The following is a 16,030-nucleotide window of genomic DNA, read 5'->3' as shown; positions in this document are numbered from 1 at the left end:
TGCCGCTTGGCGCATGGTGACGGCCGAAACTTGTCGTAGCCGGCTGCGATGATGAGGTTATGTCTTTGACCGCATCTGTTGGCGCTGTGGGGGTGAGTCCTCGCGAGCGTCTTGAGGTGTTGTTTGAGGAGTTGGCGGAGTTGTGTGGTCAGCGCAATGCGATTGATGGGCGCATCGTGGAGATCGTCGCTGAGATTGATCGCGACCAGCTGGGCGGGATCACCGGGGCGCGGTCGGTGCCGGCGTTGGTGGCCTGGAAGACGGGGTGTTCGCCGGCCAACGCGCACACGATCGCCACGATCGCGGGCCGGCTGGCGGAGTTCCCGCGCTGTGCGGCGGGCATGCGCGAGGGCCGGCTGTCGCTGGATCAGGTCGGCGTGATTGCGGCGGGGGGCGGTAGGGGATCGGATGAGCATTACGCGCAGTTGGCGCGGGTTGCCACGGTCACTCAGCTGCGCACCGCGGTCAAGCTGGAGCCGCGACCGCAATCCGAACGTGGGCCCGAGCCCGAGGCATCGATCACCAAGACCTCCGACGAGGAGTTCAGCTGTTGGCGGATCAAACTTCCTCACGACGACGCGGCGACGTTCGACGCCGCCTTGGCGTCTCATCGTGAGGCGCTGTTCGCCGAGTGGAAGCAGGATCACGGCAATGGCGAGCGCACCTCGGAGAATGGCCCCCCGTTGCCTAGCACCGTGGCGGCGTTTATGCGCCTGGTGGAGGCGGGCTGGGACGCCGAGGCGGCTCGGCGGCCACACGGGGCTCACACCACGGTGGTGGTGCATGTCGATGTTGAGCAGCGCGCCGCGGGGCTGCATGTGGGTCCGCTGCTATCCGATGCGGACCGCCGCTACCTGAGCTGTGATGCCACCTGTGAAGTGTGGTTCGAACGGCAGGGCGAGCCGATTGGTGCCGGGCGGGCGACCCGGGTGATCAGCCGGCGGTTGCGCCGCGCGCTGGAGCATCGCCATCGCACGTGCGCGGTGCCGGGCTGTGGGGCCACCCGCGGTCTGCACGCCCACCACATTCGGCATTGGGAAGACGGCGGCCCCACGGAGTTGTTCAACCTGGTTTTGGTGTGTCCGTATCACCATCGGTTGCACCACCGCGGCGTCATCACCATCGCCGGATGCGCCGAGGAACTCATCGTCACCGACGGCGCCGGTCGACGGCTGCGCGCGGGATCGCTCGCGCGTCCTCCCAACCATCCCCCGCCGGCTGTTCCCCCGTGCCCCGGTCCCACCGGCGAGCGCGCCGACTGGTGGTGGTACGAACCGTTCCAGCCGCAGCCACCACCGACAAGCAACTGAGTCGATGACAAGAGCCCAAAAGGATTGAGGCATCGAGGATTCGTGCGCGATACCTGCTGCTAGATGCCGGCGGCTCGGGCGACTTCGCCGTAGGCGGCCGCGAGGCCCTCTAGTGACGCGCGGGCGTTGCGCCCGCTCGGGTTGGGAACTACCCACAACTCGGCTGCGGGATAGGGCGACGCCTGCTTGCCCGGCTTGGCTTGGCGGTCGTTGAAGGCGTCACGGTAGGCGGTGATTCCCAGGACTGCGACCACCCGGGGCGCGTACTTCTGAACCACTGCGTCCAGTTTCCGTCGGCCTTCGACCAACTCGCCGCTGGTGAGTTCGTTCGCGCCCGCCGTCGCCCGATCGACGAGGCTCGTGATGCCGATTCCGCGATTCAACAGGTACTCCCGGTCGGCGGCGGTAAACCCGGACGAGGCGTCGATCAGATGATCGGTGATGCCGGCCCGGAACAGCGCCGGCCAAAACCGATTGCCGCGGGGAGCGAAATGAGCCTGCACCGCAACGGTTCTCAAGCCCGGGTTGATCCCGACGAACAGCAGCCGGACTTGGCCCGAGATCAGGTCCGGCACGGTCTTGCCGCTGAACTGTTTCAATTCGTCGCGGCCGAACCGGACCTTATGCCGCGCGATCAGAACCAGTGCCGGCGACCGCCGACCGCGCGACCGCTGGCACCGAGGATCCACAGGATCGCCCCGATGACGACCAGGATGATCCCGATGGTCCACAGGATGTTGATCTTGAGCAGGAACCCCGCGATCAGCAGGATGATGCCAAGAATGATCATGACGAGCCCTCCGTTCAGTGATGGCTGACGTACTAAGTCGACCACCCTTAAGGGGGGTAGCGATACACCCTTAGGTAGGTAATGTTCCCAACATGCCACCGTCGCCTTCTCGCGGACCGATCAGGGTCGCGCTGGTCGACGACTACGACGTCGTCGTGAAGGGCGTGGCCAACATGCTCGACCCCTACCGCGACCGCGTCGTGATCGCGGAACTCGACTCGACCATGCCCGTCGCGGACACCGTCGACATTGTCCTGTACGACTCGTTCGCCCAGCCCGAATCCGACCACGAAGAGATCGCTGTCCTGGTCGCCAATCCCCGGGCACAGCGAGTTGTGGTCTACACCTGGAACTTTCACCCCGACCTCGTCGAAAGCGCGCGGCGGCAGGGCGCGCACGGCTACCTATCCAAGACCCTGCCCGCGCGCGAGCTGGTCGCCGCGCTGGAGGCCGTGCACTCCGGCCAGGAGATCATCAGTGAGGCGGTCCCGCGCGCCCGCAGCGCGCCCGGCCTGGATTGGCCCGGGCGCGGTGAGGGGCTCACCGACCGCGAGGCGGAAATCCTGGCCTTGATCACCCAGGGCAAAAGCAACGCCGACGTCGCGCGGCTGACCTACCTGAGCCCCAACACGGTGAAGTCCTACATCCGCAACATCTACCGTAAGCTCGGCGTCACCAGCCGCACCCAGGCCGTGCTGTGGGGCGTGAACCACGGGTTCACTCCCGACCATCACCGCATCGAACACTGGCGCGGCGGCCCTTAACCCGAGGTGGCCGTCAGGTAGCCCGAGCCGGCGCCGAACGAGGCCAGCTCGTCGTTGGGCAACGCGAAACCGTTTGCGGCGTAAGCCTGCTCGGTGGTCCGGATGTCTACCCGCCAACCGTGCGCGGCGAGGTATTCCGCGGCGGTGTTGCGTTCGCCGGTGTAGAACAACTCGGCCAGGTTGATGTTGGAGCCGATGCGACGGGACCGCTCGGTGAGCCGTTGCGCCCAGTCCGCCGGCGCGCTGCGCATGTCCATGTGCTCGGTGGCGATCCGGCTGCCGGGCGCGGACAGGGCCGTGATGTTGTCGAACAGGCGGTCCTGGGCGTCGGGCGGCAGGTAGACCAGGAGGCCCTCGGCGCTCCACGCGGTGGGCTGCCGGGGGTCGAGCCCGGCGGCTGCCAACGCCGACGGCCAGTCGTCGCGCAGGTCGATGGGAACGGTGCGGCGCTGGGCGGTCGGCTCGGCGCCCAGGCCGGCCAGCGTCCGCGTCTTGAACTCGATGACCTCGGGCTGGTCGATCTCGTAGACCGCCGTCCCGGCCGGCCACGGCAGGCGGTAGGCGCGGGTGTCCAGGCCGGACGCCAGGATCACCGCCTGCCCGATGCCCGAACCGGTTGCCCGCACGAAGAAGTCGTCGAAGAAGCGGGTGCGTACGGTGATCTGCTCGTTCATGGCCCGACGGTTGAGCAGGGGATCGTCCTCGCTGGGCCCGCTTTCGCCATCGATCAGCTTGATGAAGGTGTCGATGCCCACCGCGCGCACCAGCGGGTCCGCCCACGGATCGTCCAGTAGGGGATCCGGGCCCTGGGACGCCATCGCGCGCGACGCGGCGACGGCCGTCGCGGTCGTGCCGACGCTGGACGCCAGATCCCAGGTGTCATTCTCGGTACGGGCCATCCGCGCACCCCTCTCCGCGCAGCCGCGCATTACTTAGGTCATCTAGGTGATACTGCCTACTGTACGCCCGTCCGGGATCGGTCATCCGCCGCGAACGTCTGCTCGCGCACTGACAGGATGGCGAACGAATGCGCGGGCAGCGTTGTGCTGTCGGCGCCGACGTTCGGCTCGTCCCACGCGAGGACGACCTCGCCGGCGACGGGCACCTTCGCCGGCTCGGCGCCGAGGTTGCACACGATGCGCAGCCTGCCGCGGCACACGCTGATCCAGCGTTCGTCTTCGTCGTAGTCGACGGTGAGGTGGTCGAGCCAGGGGTCGGCCATGTCGGGGTCGTTGTGCCGCAGGGCGATCAGATCCCGATACACGCGGCGCAGCCGGGCGTGCTCGCCGGAGTCGACCTCGGCCCAGTTCAGCTTGGAGCGCGCAAAGGTCTGGGGGTCCTGCGGGTCGGGGATCTCGTCGGCGCTCCAGCCGTGGTCGGCGAATTCGGCCTTGCGCCCCTCGGCGGTGGCGCGGGCCAGCTCGGGTTCGGGATGTGAGCTGAAGAAGAGGAACGGCGTCGACGCCGCCCATTCCTCTCCCATGAAAAGCATTGCGGTGTAAGGAGATCCGAGCGCCAGGGCGGCCTTGATCGCCAGCTGGCCGCCGGTCAGGTTATGCGACGGTCGGTCCCCGAGGGCGCGATTGCCGACCTGATCGTGGGTGCAGGTGTAGGCGACCAGCCGGGTGGCCGGGATCCCCGTGCCCTCGGTGGTGTCCAGCGGTCGCCCGTGGCGGCGGCGCCGGAACGACGAATAGGTGCCGGCGTGAAAGTAGCCGTGCCGCAGCGTCTCCGCCAGCGTGGCCATCGATCGAGACGGGGCGCCGAAGTCCGCATAGTATCCCTGGCGCTCGCCGGACACCGCCGTGTGGATCGCGTGATGGATGTCGTCGGCCCACTGCGCCGTCAGCCCGTACCCGCTGCGCTCGCGCGGGGTGATCAACCGCGGGTCGTTGAGGTCGCTCTCGGCGACCAGCGACAGCGGGCGGCCCACCTGTCGTGACAGCCAGTCGGTTTCGGTGGCGAGCTCTTCGAGAATGTGGATGGCCGTGGTGTCGACCAGCGCGTGCACGGCGTCCAGCCGCAGGCCGTCGGCGTGGAAGTCGCGCATCCAGCGCAGCGCGCAGCCGATGATGTAGTGGCGCACCTCGTCGGAGTCGGCGTCGGCGATGTTGATGCCTTCGCCCCACGGGTTGCTCGCCGACGACAGGTAGGGCCCGAAACGCGGCAGGTAGTTCCCGGACGGGCCGAGATGGTTGAACACCGCGTCGATCAGCACGCCCAGGCCGCGAGCGTGGCACGCGTCGACGAACCGGACCAGGGCGTCGGGGCCGCCGTAAGGCTCGTGCACGCTGTACCACAACACGCCGTCGTATCCCCAGCCGTGGGTGCCGGCGAAGGAGTTGACCGGCATCAGCTCGACGAAATCGGTGCCGAGATCGACCAGATAGTCCAGTCTTTCGATGGCGGCGTCCAGGGTGCCCGCGGGTGTGAACGTCCCGACGTGCAACTCGTAGATCACCGCGCTCGCGTCGCCCTCCAGGGACTTGCCGGGCCAGTCGGCGTCGGTCCACGCGAATCCTTTGACAGCGGCCGGGTCCCACAGCTGCGAGCGGGCGTGCACGCCGTCGGGTTGCCGCGGTGAGCGGGGATCGGGCAGCACGGTCGGGTCGTCGTCGAGCAGGTATCCGTACCGGGCGCCCGGCGGCGCCTCGACGTCGGCATGCCACCAGCCGTCGTCGGAGCGCGTCATCTCGTGCGTCCGGCCGTCGACGTCGAGCCGCACCAGGGAGGGTTTAGGCGCCCACACCCGGAATTCAGTCACTGTGGCGCTCCAGCAGCACGACGGGCAGGTCGGCGAACAATTGAGCGGCCGACGTCGGCCCGTCCGCGATCGCGCCGCTGAGCGCGTCCACCCAGGTGCCCTCGGGCAGCGGCAACACGGTATTGCCCCAACCCTTTTCGGCCAGCCGGACGGTCCAGCGCGTCACCGCGACCAGGATGTCGTCCCCGCGGCGGAACGCCACGACGTGGTCGCTGGCCTCGCCGTCGGCGAGCACCGGGACGTAGTCGCCGCGCAGGAAGGTGTCCGGATGGGAGCGCCGCACCCTAAGTGCCGTGGTGACGACGCGGATCTTGGGATGCTGCAACTCTTTCAGCGCGGCCCGGCGGGCGGCGTAGTCCACTGCGCGCCGGTTGTCCGGGTCGACCAGGCTGTCGTCCCACAGTTCGGTGCCCTGATAGACGTCGGGAATCCCGGGCACGGTCAGCGCGAGCAGCTTCTGACCCAGCGCGTCGCTCGCGGCATGCGGATTGAGTTGGGCGACAAGCTCGGTCAGTTGACCGGCCACCCGCCCGTCGAGGACGGAATCGAGCCAGTTGTGCACCGCGCCCTCGAACGCGGCGTCCGGGTCGTTCCACGAGGTGTGCCAGGCCGCTTCCCGGATGGCCTTCTCGGCGTAGGCGTGCAGCCGCGCCCGCAGTTCGCCGGTGACCTCACCCGACACCGGCCACACGCCGAAGATGTTCTGCCATAGGAACTGTCCGGTCGCCGGATCGGGGGAAGGAGCCTTGATCTCCCAGCGGGCCAGGAATTCCGTCCACAGCGACGGCACCTGGGAGAGCACGCCGATACGGGCCCGCACGTCCTCCCCGCGTTTGGTGTCGTGGGTGGTCAGCGTGGTCATCGTGTGCGGCCAGAGTCGGGCGCGGTCGGCGGCGCTCTGATGAAACTCCGCGAGGCCGACGCCGAAGCGGTGCGGTTCGCCGCCCACTTCGTTGAGCGACACCAGCCGGGCGTCGCGGTAGAACAAGCAGTCCTCGACGGCCTTGGCGGTCACCGCTCCGCACAGCTGCTGCAGCCGGGTGGCCGGCTCGCCGCCACGGGCCAGCGCCGCCGCGAGCACCTGCAGCGCAGGCCCCAGATGCGGTGCGGCGGCCTGGGTTTCGGCGAGGGCCGTGGGCAGCATGGCGGCCAGGCCGGGGTAGTCGCAGCGGTAGACCCCGATGTGGGTGAGCAGTGTGGCGACCGCCTCGGGCAGCAGCCGGTGATCGGCGCCCGCCGCGGCCACGACGGCGCGCCGCAGCCGGGCCAGCTCGCTGGCCAAGGTTTGGGTCGCGGTGCGGGTCTTGAGTTCCGCGAGCAGCTTCGGCATGGCCTGGTAGCCGATGCCGGCCGAGCCGACGAGCGCGGTGAGCGCCGGTTCGCCGCCCGGGTCGATGAACACCCCGCCCACCTGCCGCAGCACGTCGTAGCCGGTGGTGCCGGCGACCGGCAGCGTGGGCTCGAGCGCCTCGTCGACGGCCAGGATCTTCTCGATGACGATCCACGCGTCCGGGCCGGTCAGCTCCCGCAGCCGGGCCAAATACCCGCAGGGGTCGGACAACCCGTCGGGGTGGTCGATGCGGACGCCGTCCACCAGGCGCTCGCTGAACCAGCGGCCGACCTCGGCGTGGCTGGCGTCGAACACCGCCGGGTCCTCCTGCCGCAGCCCGGCCAGCGACGTGATCGAGAAGAACCGGCGATAACCGCAGATCCCGTTGCGCCAGCCCACCAACCGGTAGTGCTGGCGGTCATGGACTTGCGGGCCGGTTCCCTCGCCGGTGCCGGGTGCGATCGGCAGGGCCAGATCGCCCAGCCGCAGGACGTCACCGTCGACCAACAGATCGGCCACGTCGTCGTCGGAACCCAAGATGGGCAGCACGATTCGGCCGTCCTCGTCGAGGTCCCAGTCGATGTCGAAGAACGCCGCGTACGGCGAATCCCGGCCCTGCCGCAGCACGTCCCACCACCACGGGTTCTGCTGCGGTGAGTCGATGCCGACGTGGTTGGGCACGATGTCGATGACCAGGCCCATGCCGCGCGCGCGGGCCGCCGCCGACAGCCGGGCCAGGCCGTCGGGACCGCCCAGCTCGGGCGAGATCGTCGCCGGGTCCGTGACGTCGTATCCGTGGGTGGACCCGCGGGCCGCGGTCATGATCGGGGACAGGTAGACGTGGGTCACGCCGAGGTCGTCGAGGTAATCGAGCAGGCCCTTCGCGTCGTCGAGGGTGAACCCGAAGCCGCTGGACTCACCACGCAGCTGCAGCCGGTAGGTGGAAAGGACGGGTAAGGCCATGTGTCACATGGTCTTACGGAGTACCAGCAGCGAACGCGAGGGCAGCGAGACCTTCTCTTCGGCGTTCACCAGCTGGCCGCCTGCTTCTTTCAAGCCGGCACGATGGTTGGTGTCGAGCTCCACCGTCCACTCCTGGGCGTAATCGACCGGCGGCATGACGAACTCGACCGGTTGGTCATCGGCGTTGAAGCACAACAGGAATGAGTCGTCGACCACCCGCTCGCCGCGGGCGTTCGGCGCGCTGATCGCATCGCCGTTGAGAAACACCGCCACGCACTTGTGGAAGCTCTTGCCCCAATCGTCGTGGGTCATCTCCTGCCCGCCCGGGGTCAACCACACGAGGTCGTGGACCTCGTCGCCGCTGCGGATCGGCTCGCCTTCGAAGAAGCGGCGGCGGCGAAACACCGGGTGGTTCTTGCGCAGGGTGCTCACCCTGCGGGCGAATGACAGCAGGTCGGCGTTCTTGTCCGCCAAAGACCAGTCCATCCAGGACAATTCGGAGTCCTGGCAGTAGACGTTGTTGTTGCCGTTTTGGGTGCGCCCGAACTCGTCGCCGTGGGCGATCATCGGCGTGCCCTGGCTGACCATCAAGGTCGCCCAGAAGTTGCGCATCTGGCGGCAGCGCAGCTCGATGATGTCGGGGTCGTCGGTGGGTCCTTCGACGCCGCAGTTCCAGGATCGGTTGTGGCTTTCCCCGTCCCGGTTGTCTTCACCGTTGGCCAGGTTGTGCTTTTCGTTGTACGAGACGAGGTCGTTGAGCGTGAAACCGTCGTGGGCGATGACGAAGTTGATGCTGGCGCTGGGGCGCCGACCCGTCGCCTCATACAGGTCCGACGACCCGGTCAGCCGGGAAGCGAACTCGCCCAGGGTCGCGGGCTCGCCCCGCCAGTAGTCGCGCACAGTATCGCGATACTTCCCGTTCCACTCCGTCCACAAACCCGGGAAATTTCCGACCTGATAGCCGCCCTCACCGACGTCCCACGGCTCGGCGATCAGTTTGACCTGGCTGACCACCGGATCCTGCTGCACCAGGTCGAAAAACGCGCTCAGTCGGTCGACGTCGTGCAGCTCGCGGGCGAGCGTGGCGGCCAGGTCGAAGCGGAACCCGTCGACGTGCATCTCGGTGACCCAGTACCGCAGCGAGTCCATGATCAGCTGCAGCACGTGCGGGTGCCGGGCGTTGAGGCTGTTGCCGGTGCCCGTGTAGTCCTTGTAGAGCCGCAGGTCCGTGTCGACGAGCCGGTAGTAGGCGGCGTTGTCGATGCCGCGGAAGTTGATCGTCGGGCCGAGGTGATTGCCTTCGGCGGTGTGGTTGTAGACCACGTCGAGGATCACCTCGATGCCGGCCTCATGGAAGCTGCGCACCATGGATTTGAACTCGGCGACGCTCGAGCGGCGGTTGGCGGCGTACTGGTTGTGCGGGGCGAAGAAGCCAAAGGTGTTGTAGCCCCAGTAGTTTCGCAATCCCAGATCCAGCAGCCGTGAGTCGTGCATGAACTGGTGAACCGGCATGAGCTCGATGGCGGTGACGCTGAGCGACTTGAGGTGCTCGATGATCACCGGGTGGGCCAGCCCGGCGTAGGTGCCCCGCTGCTCTTCGGGGATGGCGGGATGGTTCTGGGTCATGCCCTTGACGTGGGCCTCGTAGATGACGGTCTCGTGGTACGGGGTGAGCGGCGCGCGGTCGGACCCCCAGTCGAAGAACGGGTTGCTCACCACGCTGGTCATGGTGTGCCCGAGCGAGTCCAGCATCGGGGGAGTCCCGGGATCGGCACCGTCACTGCCCGGCTTCACGGCCTTCAGGTCGTAGGAGTACAGCGCCTGCCCGAAGTCGAAATCGCCGTGGAAGGCCTTGCCGTACGGATCCAACAGCAGCTTGCTCGGGTCGCACCGGTGGCCGGCCGACGGGTCCCACGGCCCGTGGACGCGAAATCCGTAGCGCTGCCCCGGGGTGATGTTGGGTAGGTAGGCGTGCCAGACGTAGCCGTCAACCTCTTCGAGGGTGATTCTTGTCTCGCCCCCGCCGCCGTCGATCAGGCATAGCTCGACCTTCTCGGCGATCTCGGAAAACAGCGAGAAGTTAGTGCCCGCACCGTCATAGGTCGCCCCGAGCGGATACGGAGTGCCCGGCCAGATGGTGGCAAGTCGCGGCTGGGACCTGCCGTTATCCGGTGCGGCCTTTCCTTTTTCGGAGCCTGTTGCTGAGGCTGGATGGTCGGTCGGCATCACTGCACTTTATCCGTGCCGGGGTCACGCCCGCCGGGTTACCGGGTCACCACCAGCCGGTGTTCGCCGCGATCTGGCGGCCCAATTCGTCCGCCATGGTCCGCACGTAGGTCGGGGACAGGTGATGGGCGCCGTGATAGATCAGCACGTTCCCTTCGGCCGGGCGACAGACGTCGGTGCGGCATATCGCGTCCGACATGTCGAGGACCTTGAGCAGGGGGAACTGCGCGACGAAGTCAAGGGTCTGATTGCGATCCGACAGCACGTCGGAGCGCTTGATCGCGCACGACTGCGCGCTGCCGCCCTTGGCCAGGCAGTCGGCGGGGTCGAACGGTTTGTCCTTCTTGACCAGCCACGGCGTATCCCGCATGCCCAGGATCGGTATGTTGTTGTCCGACAACGTCTGCCAGATCCCGATGTAGGTCGCCGGCATGACGTCGCCGGTCTTGATGTTCCAGGGCCGGGTCGTCGTCGTGAACACGTAGTCGGGACGATCGACGACCAGCTTGTCCAGCGTCCGTCGCACCCATTCGCGGCACTGCGGATATGGGGCGTTGTTGCCCATGATCAGCGGCACTTCCTCGGTGGACAGCGGGCACCCCATCTTGAGGTACGTCACGACCTTGAAGTGGTGCACAGCGCCGAGCAGCTCCAGCGCGGGCAGCCAATGTTCGGCGTGCGACCCGCCGGCCAGGGCGATGGTGCGGGTGGCGCGCAGGTCGCCGTAGGTGCAGTTGACCACCGCGGGGTTGACGAAGTCACTGATGCAGCCGTCCCTGGTCGTGTCCGGCAGGTCGTGCTTGACCTCCAAGACGGTGGGCCGCATCGGCAGCGTGGGCACCCGCACCCGTTCGGTGAGGGCGCGCGCGCCGGGGTAGTCCTGCGGGTTGAGGACGCTGAGCTCCTTGCCCGCCGACCGCAACACCGTGACGTGCTGGCGCCAGGTGAACGAGGTCGCGGTGAGCGTCACGCCGAGCAGCACCACCATCGATCCCAGCGCCATGGTCGGCCGGCGCAGGCGCACCCACCACGGCATCGTCGGCGCCGGCGCCGGGAACGGGGCCCGGTAGCGCAGCGGGTCCTCGACCAGCCGGGTGGTCAGGTGGGCCAGCAATCCCGACAGCAGCAGCACCGCCGCGCCTTCGACGAAGTTGGCGTGCCGGTGGCCGCTGTAGGACAGCCAGAAGATGAGCAGCGGCCAGTGCCAGAGATAGAGCGAGTACGCAATGGCGCCCAGCGCCACCAGCGGCCCGGTCGCCAGCAGCCGATTCGGCAGCGGCAGCCGCTCACCGGCGGCGCCAGGACACAGGTTGGCTCCGGCCAGGATCATCAGCATGGTGGCCCCGACGGGCACCAGGGCCCACGGGCCGGGAAATTCCTTGACGCCGTCGATCAGGGCCCCGCACGACACGATCGTGGCCAGCGCGACGGTGGCCAGCGCCGTGCGCAGCCACGTCGGCCAGCGAACGTAGGGCACCACCGCGCCGACCAGCGCGCCCAGCAGCAACTCCCACGCCCGGGCGAAACTGTTGTAGTAGGCGAGGGCTTGGTCGTCCTGATGGGCGACGACCGCATACACGAACGACGCCACCGTCAGCGCGCTCAGCAGCACCACGAACATGGTCCGCAGGTGAGCGCGCAGCGCTCGCCGGAAGGCGTAGGCGCAGCCGGCGATCAGCAGCAGGAAGCCGATGTAGAACTGGCCCTGCACCGACATCGACCAGATGTGTTGCAGCGGGGTGACGGCCTCGCCGGCCCGCAGGTAGTCGGACGCGGTATTGGCCAGTTCCCAGTTCTGGTAATAGCCCAGGCTGGCCAGGCTCTGGTCGGCGAACGTCTCCCAGCGGGTCTCTGGTTGCACCAGGATGGTCAGGAGCCCGCAGCCGGCCAGCACCACGACCAGGGCGGGAAGCAGGCGGCGCGCCAGCCGGATCACCTCGGCGACGGGCGACAGCGACACCGCCGGGTCGAGCGCGGCGCGCAGGATCTTGCCGCCGAAGAAGAACCCGGACAGCGCCAGGAACACGTCGACGCCGCCGGAAACCCGGCCGAACCAGACGTGGAACACGGCGACCAGCGCGATGGCGATGCCGCGCAGGCCGTCGAGGTCGTAGCGATAGAACCCTGTCGAGCGCGCTCCCGTAGCGGCCGGCTTCGCAGCGGCGACCGGCGATCGAGGAGGTGAGAGGCTCTGCATGGTCGATCGCTAATTTACCCAAACCCGCCGCCCGCAGCCGTGCACGAGGGAGCGAGTGGCGCGTGTTGGGGCCTGTTGGGGCCTGTGCGGGGAGGCCTTCGCTAGGGCGGCAGAGCCCGGGGAGGTTACCGCGAGATGACGGCGGGAGCCTGCTGGACGGGTGCCTGCTGCGTCGGCGGCTGCAGCAACGGCATCTGCTGCAGCGGTGCCTGCTGGGCCGGCGCCTGTTGCAGCGGTGCCTGCTGGGCCGGCGCTTGCTGTAGCGGTGCCTGCTGGGCCGGGGCCTGCTGTAACGGTGCCTGCTGGGCGGGTGCCTGTTGCAGCGGTGCCTGCTGGGCCGGCGCCTGCTGCACCGGGGCCTGCTGCAGTGGCGCCTGCTGCGCCGGCATCGGCTGGGCGCCGAGCACCCGGACCAGGTAGGGGGTCATGCCGTTGCTGCGCACCGGCGACACTTGCACGACGTCGCCGACCTCGAGCATCTGGTTGTTTCCGAGGTACATCGCGACGCTTTGGCTGCCTTCCGGACCGTAGAAGATCAGGTCGCCGCGGCGCGCCTGCTGCGGCATCACCTTCTGGCCCAGCCGGTACATCTCGCCGGAGGAACGCGGCAGCTTGATGCCGGCGCCGGCGTAGGCGTACTGCATCAGGCCCGAGGCGTCGAACCCGACGGTGTAGATGCCCGTGCCCTTGCCGCGACTAGGGCCGTTGACACCGCCGCCGGCCCAGGAGAACGGCACGCCGCGCTGCGACAGACCGCGCATGACGACGATGTCGGTGGCCTGCTGGTAGTCCATCGTCCTGGTGATGGGGTCGGCCGCCGCGATGCCGGCGGTGGCCAACGGGGCCACCAGCATCGCGACACCGACCGCGAAGGCGTAGATGCGTTTCATTGGATTCCCACTCCTCGGGGTCCTGGGGCGTCAGTCGCGGTGACTTCGCGCATCGGCCGCTATTGCGGGCGACGCGTGGCCTCCCCGTCGGGGCCGAACGTCGCTGCATGACGCGTGGCGTGAAACCAGCCTGTCAACCGTCTGAATTCACACCAGTCACTACAGAAACTTCTACAACAGAAGGGACCGGCGGAGAATAGCTGTTGGCCTGCGCAGAGGATTTTTTGCAGGAACGTGACCGCAGGGTGACTGGCGGGCCCTATCCGGTGCCCTAGGTGTGATTTCGGTCACTACGCCAAGATCGGCGTCAGCGTGACCTCCACTCGCTCAGAGCCAGTACCGCGAGCTGAACGCGGTCAGGATGGAGCCGGCCACCGACGCGACCATGAGCACCGCGAGGGACAAGACCGGCCAGAAGGACATGTACCAGCCCTTCAAGAGGGAAACGAAGGGGCCGATGCCGGCCGCGGCGATCGCGGCGCCGATGCCGCCCCACACCACGGGATGGATGTAGTAATCGACCCCGAAGGGCACCGGTCCACAGGTATCTCCCTCGCACACGTTCGCCAGGAAGCCGAACATCCTCGTCGGCCAGTTCGTCGCGGTGGCCAGGTAGAGCAGCAACGCCAACAGGACGACGGTGGAGGCGACGTCCCAGGCGGCGATGCGCACTCGAAGCACCCGCGGTGGCTGGTGCTGGGAGTGATGGAGGCGCGCGGGCGCCGGCGGGGAGACCGTCGGATTGCTCGGGTGAGGATCGTCGGGCCGGTGCGGCGATGCCATGCCGTCGATGCTTCCCGATGGCCGCGATTTGTGCGAGCCGACTGCTTTACCCTCGATCTCTATGCCGCCGGCCAGGGCCGGGCTGACGCCCGGGCAAATCAGCGCGATCGACGCCGCGCACCTGTGGCACCCCTACAGCACCATCGGCCGCGAAGCCGTGCCGCCGGTGGTGGCGGTCGCCGCGCGCGGCGCCTGGCTGACGCTGATTCGCGACGGCGCGCCCATCCAGGCGCTCGACGCGATGAGCTCCTGGTGGACCGCGATCCATGGGCATGGCCACCCCGATCTGGATGCGGCGCTGGCCAGCCAGCTCGCCACCATGAACCACGTCATGTTCGGCGGGCTGACCCACGAGCCCGCGGCCCGGCTGGCGCAGTTGCTGGTGGACATCACGCCCGCGGGTCTGGAGACGGTGTTCTTCAGCGACTCCGGCTCGGTGTCAGTCGAGGTCGCGGTCAAGATGGCGCTGCAGTACTGGCGCAGCCTCGCCCGGCCTGGCAAGCACCGGTTGATGACCTGGCGGGGCGGCTATCACGGCGACACCTTCACGCCGATGAGCGTCTGCGACCCCGACGGCGGCATGCACTCCCTGTGGACCGACATCCTGGCCCGCCAGGTGTTCGCCCCGCAGGTTCCCCGCGACTACGACGCCGCCTACTCCGCGGCGTTCGAGGCGCAACTGGCGCGGCACGCCGACGAGCTGGCGGCCGTGGTGGTCGAACCCGTCGTGCAAGGCGCGGGCGGGATGCGCTTCCACGACCCGCGTTACCTGCGCGACCTGCGCGACGCCTGCGACCGGCACGACGTGCTACTGATCTTCGACGAAATCGCCACCGGCTTCGGCCGCACCGGCGAGCTGTTCGCCGCCGACCACGCCGGCGTGCGCCCGGACATCATGTGCGTCGGCAAGGCGCTGACCGGCGGGTACCTCTCCCTCGCCGCGACCTTGTGCACCGCTCGCATCGCGCACACCATCAGCTCGGGGGAGGCCGGCGCGCTGATGCACGGGCCCACCTTCATGGCCAACCCGCTGGCCTGCGCGGTGTCGGTGGCCAGCGTCGAGCTGCTGCTCGGCCAGGACTGGCGGTCACGGGTCGCCGGGATCGGCGCCGGGCTGGCCGACGGGCTGGAAGCCGCCCGGGCCCTGCCCGGCGTGATCGACGTCCGGGTGTGCGGTGCCATCGGCGTCATCGAATGCGCCCGGCCGGTCGACCTGGCGGTCGCCACCCCGGCGGCGCTGGACCGCGGCGTCTGGCTGCGCCCGTTTCGCAACCTGGTCTACGCGATGCCGCCCTACGTCTGCTCGACCGACGAGATCGCGCAGATCACCTCGGCGATGGTCGAGGTCGCGCGTCGCGTCTGACCCCAGTTCAGCGCCTATTTCACCGGTCAGCCCACGGGTTGAACCCTTGCTCAGGGTAAAACGTGCTGCGGGCCCGGGGAACGCAAGAATTCTGCAAGCGGGCGGCGACATACTAATGGCTCCAAAATCTGAATCGACAATCGAACGGAAAACCGTGAACACCCCTTACTCCCTGAAGCGGACCATCGCTGGCTCGGTGGTGTCGTGCGTCGCCGCGGTGGCCGGAATCGCATTGGCAGCAGGCACCGCCCACGCCTTCCCCCCAGGTTGCACGAGCTACGCGTGTTGGTGCCCAGGGCAACCTCTGCCCGGTCAGGTAGCAGGGGATTGGGACATGACCGCCTGCCACGACTGGCACTTCTCCTGGCACGATAACCCGCAGGCGCCACACGGGCAGGTGGAACAGGGACCGCTGGACTGCGGTTATGGGCCAGGTTTCCTGCCCCAGTGCAAGGGTTGACGACGAGAACGGTCGTCGGCCCGCCTCAGGTTGTGAGAGGAAGCGCCATCACAATGAAATCGCCATCTAGTTCGACGCGACCCACTACCACCGAGACATGTGCGGCCACGGCTCGCAGTTCCCCGCCAAACCAGAGCGCCGCTCCGGCCGGTCGTTCGCGGTCGGCCGATGGCCAGAACCCGAACTTGAG

The 16,030-nt window shown here is 68.2% G+C and carries 12 protein-coding genes; 3 read left to right on the top strand and 9 right to left on the bottom strand.

Annotated elements, in window-relative coordinates; translation table 11 throughout:
- Nucleotides 1-59 precede the first annotated feature (59 nt).
- Complete coding sequence (locus tag A5764_RS10940) at nucleotides 60-1,310, top strand: HNH endonuclease signature motif containing protein (protein ID WP_067112936.1); 1,251 nt, start codon at nucleotides 60-62, stop codon at nucleotides 1,308-1,310.
- A gap of 59 nt (nucleotides 1,311-1,369) precedes the next feature.
- On the opposite strand, the gene A5764_RS10935 is transcribed toward A5764_RS10940, so the two are convergent.
- Nucleotides 1,370-1,909, bottom strand: coding sequence for a mismatch-specific DNA-glycosylase (locus A5764_RS10935; RefSeq protein WP_156664617.1), 540 nt, complete (start codon nucleotides 1,907-1,909; stop codon nucleotides 1,370-1,372).
- Nucleotides 1,910-1,944: 35 nt separating this feature from the next.
- Nucleotides 1,945-2,100, bottom strand: coding sequence for a DUF6131 family protein (locus tag A5764_RS28845; protein WP_197501311.1), 156 nt, complete (start codon nucleotides 2,098-2,100; stop codon nucleotides 1,945-1,947).
- Between the two features lie 92 nt (nucleotides 2,101-2,192).
- Here A5764_RS28845 and A5764_RS10930 point away from each other — a divergent pair, with 92 nt between their 5' ends.
- Entirely contained in the window at nucleotides 2,193-2,864 is a 672-nt protein-coding gene (locus A5764_RS10930; RefSeq protein WP_067112933.1) for a response regulator transcription factor, read from the top strand.
- On the opposite strand, the gene A5764_RS10925 is transcribed toward A5764_RS10930, so the two are convergent.
- The 7 genes from A5764_RS10925 to A5764_RS10895 form a co-directional block, all read right to left on the bottom strand.
- A complete protein-coding gene (locus tag A5764_RS10925) occupies nucleotides 2,861-3,763 on the bottom strand; it encodes a class I SAM-dependent methyltransferase (RefSeq protein WP_067112931.1) in 903 nt (300 codons plus the stop codon). The genes A5764_RS10930 and A5764_RS10925 overlap by 4 nt on opposite strands.
- Before the next feature lie 56 nt (nucleotides 3,764-3,819).
- Complete coding sequence (treZ, locus tag A5764_RS10920) at nucleotides 3,820-5,628, bottom strand: malto-oligosyltrehalose trehalohydrolase (RefSeq protein WP_067112928.1); 1,809 nt, start codon at nucleotides 5,626-5,628, stop codon at nucleotides 3,820-3,822.
- Nucleotides 5,621-7,921 carry a malto-oligosyltrehalose synthase gene (gene treY, locus A5764_RS10915; protein ID WP_067112927.1) on the bottom strand — a complete coding sequence of 767 codons (2,301 nt, stop codon included), beginning with the start codon at nucleotides 7,919-7,921 and terminating at the stop codon, nucleotides 5,621-5,623. The genes treZ and treY overlap by 8 nt, the downstream gene beginning before the upstream one ends.
- 3 nt (nucleotides 7,922-7,924) lie before the next feature.
- Nucleotides 7,925-10,147 carry a glycogen debranching protein GlgX gene (gene glgX / locus A5764_RS10910; protein ID WP_067112925.1) on the bottom strand — a complete coding sequence of 741 codons (2,223 nt, stop codon included), beginning with the start codon at nucleotides 10,145-10,147 and terminating at the stop codon, nucleotides 7,925-7,927.
- Between the two features lie 46 nt (nucleotides 10,148-10,193).
- Nucleotides 10,194-12,344 carry an acyltransferase family protein gene (locus A5764_RS10905; protein ID WP_067112923.1) on the bottom strand — a complete coding sequence of 717 codons (2,151 nt, stop codon included), beginning with the start codon at nucleotides 12,342-12,344 and terminating at the stop codon, nucleotides 10,194-10,196.
- 125 nt (nucleotides 12,345-12,469) lie between these two features.
- Nucleotides 12,470-13,234, bottom strand: coding sequence for an NlpC/P60 family peptidoglycan-binding protein RipD (ripD, locus tag A5764_RS10900; RefSeq protein ID WP_067112915.1), 765 nt, complete (start codon nucleotides 13,232-13,234; stop codon nucleotides 12,470-12,472).
- Nucleotides 13,235-13,561: 327 nt separating this feature from the next.
- A complete protein-coding gene (locus tag A5764_RS10895; protein WP_067112912.1) occupies nucleotides 13,562-14,017 on the bottom strand; it encodes a hypothetical protein in 456 nt (151 codons plus the stop codon).
- Nucleotides 14,018-14,078: 61 nt separating this feature from the next.
- Here A5764_RS10895 and A5764_RS10890 point away from each other — a divergent pair, with 61 nt between their 5' ends.
- Nucleotides 14,079-15,380 (top strand): adenosylmethionine--8-amino-7-oxononanoate transaminase, encoded by a 1,302-nt coding sequence (locus A5764_RS10890; protein ID WP_067112910.1) that lies wholly within the window; start codon nucleotides 14,079-14,081, stop codon nucleotides 15,378-15,380.
- The last annotated feature ends 650 nt before the right edge of the window (nucleotides 15,381-16,030 follow it).

Source organism: Mycobacterium sp. 852002-51057_SCH5723018 (genome assembly GCF_001667035.1).
Taxonomy (GTDB): Bacteria; Actinomycetota; Actinomycetes; order Mycobacteriales; family Mycobacteriaceae; genus Mycobacterium.
Note: the sequence above shows the minus strand (reverse complement) of the source record. Positions and strands in the feature narration are given on the sequence as shown.

What these genes read in the sequence shown, in the direction of transcription:
- A5764_RS10890 (WP_067112910.1), top strand. Translation starts at nt 14,079, where the DNA reads ATGCCGCCGGCCAGGGCCGGGCTGACGCCCGGGCAAATCAGCGCGATC.
- A5764_RS10905 (WP_067112923.1), bottom strand. Translation starts at nt 12,344, where the DNA reads ATGCAGAGCCTCTCACCTCCTCGATCGCCGGTCGCCGCTGCGAAGCCG.
- ripD (WP_067112915.1), bottom strand. Translation starts at nt 13,234, where the DNA reads ATGAAACGCATCTACGCCTTCGCGGTCGGTGTCGCGATGCTGGTGGCC.
- A5764_RS10930 (WP_067112933.1), top strand. Translation starts at nt 2,193, where the DNA reads ATGCCACCGTCGCCTTCTCGCGGACCGATCAGGGTCGCGCTGGTCGAC.
- A5764_RS10925 (WP_067112931.1), bottom strand. Translation starts at nt 3,763, where the DNA reads ATGGCCCGTACCGAGAATGACACCTGGGATCTGGCGTCCAGCGTCGGC.
- A5764_RS10895 (WP_067112912.1), bottom strand. Translation starts at nt 14,017, where the DNA reads ATGGCATCGCCGCACCGGCCCGACGATCCTCACCCGAGCAATCCGACG.
- A5764_RS28845 (WP_197501311.1), bottom strand. Translation starts at nt 2,100, where the DNA reads ATGATCATTCTTGGCATCATCCTGCTGATCGCGGGGTTCCTGCTCAAG.
- glgX (WP_067112925.1), bottom strand. Translation starts at nt 10,147, where the DNA reads ATGCCGACCGACCATCCAGCCTCAGCAACAGGCTCCGAAAAAGGAAAG.
- A5764_RS10940 (WP_067112936.1), top strand. Translation starts at nt 60, where the DNA reads ATGTCTTTGACCGCATCTGTTGGCGCTGTGGGGGTGAGTCCTCGCGAG.
- treY (WP_067112927.1), bottom strand. Translation starts at nt 7,921, where the DNA reads ATGGCCTTACCCGTCCTTTCCACCTACCGGCTGCAGCTGCGTGGTGAG.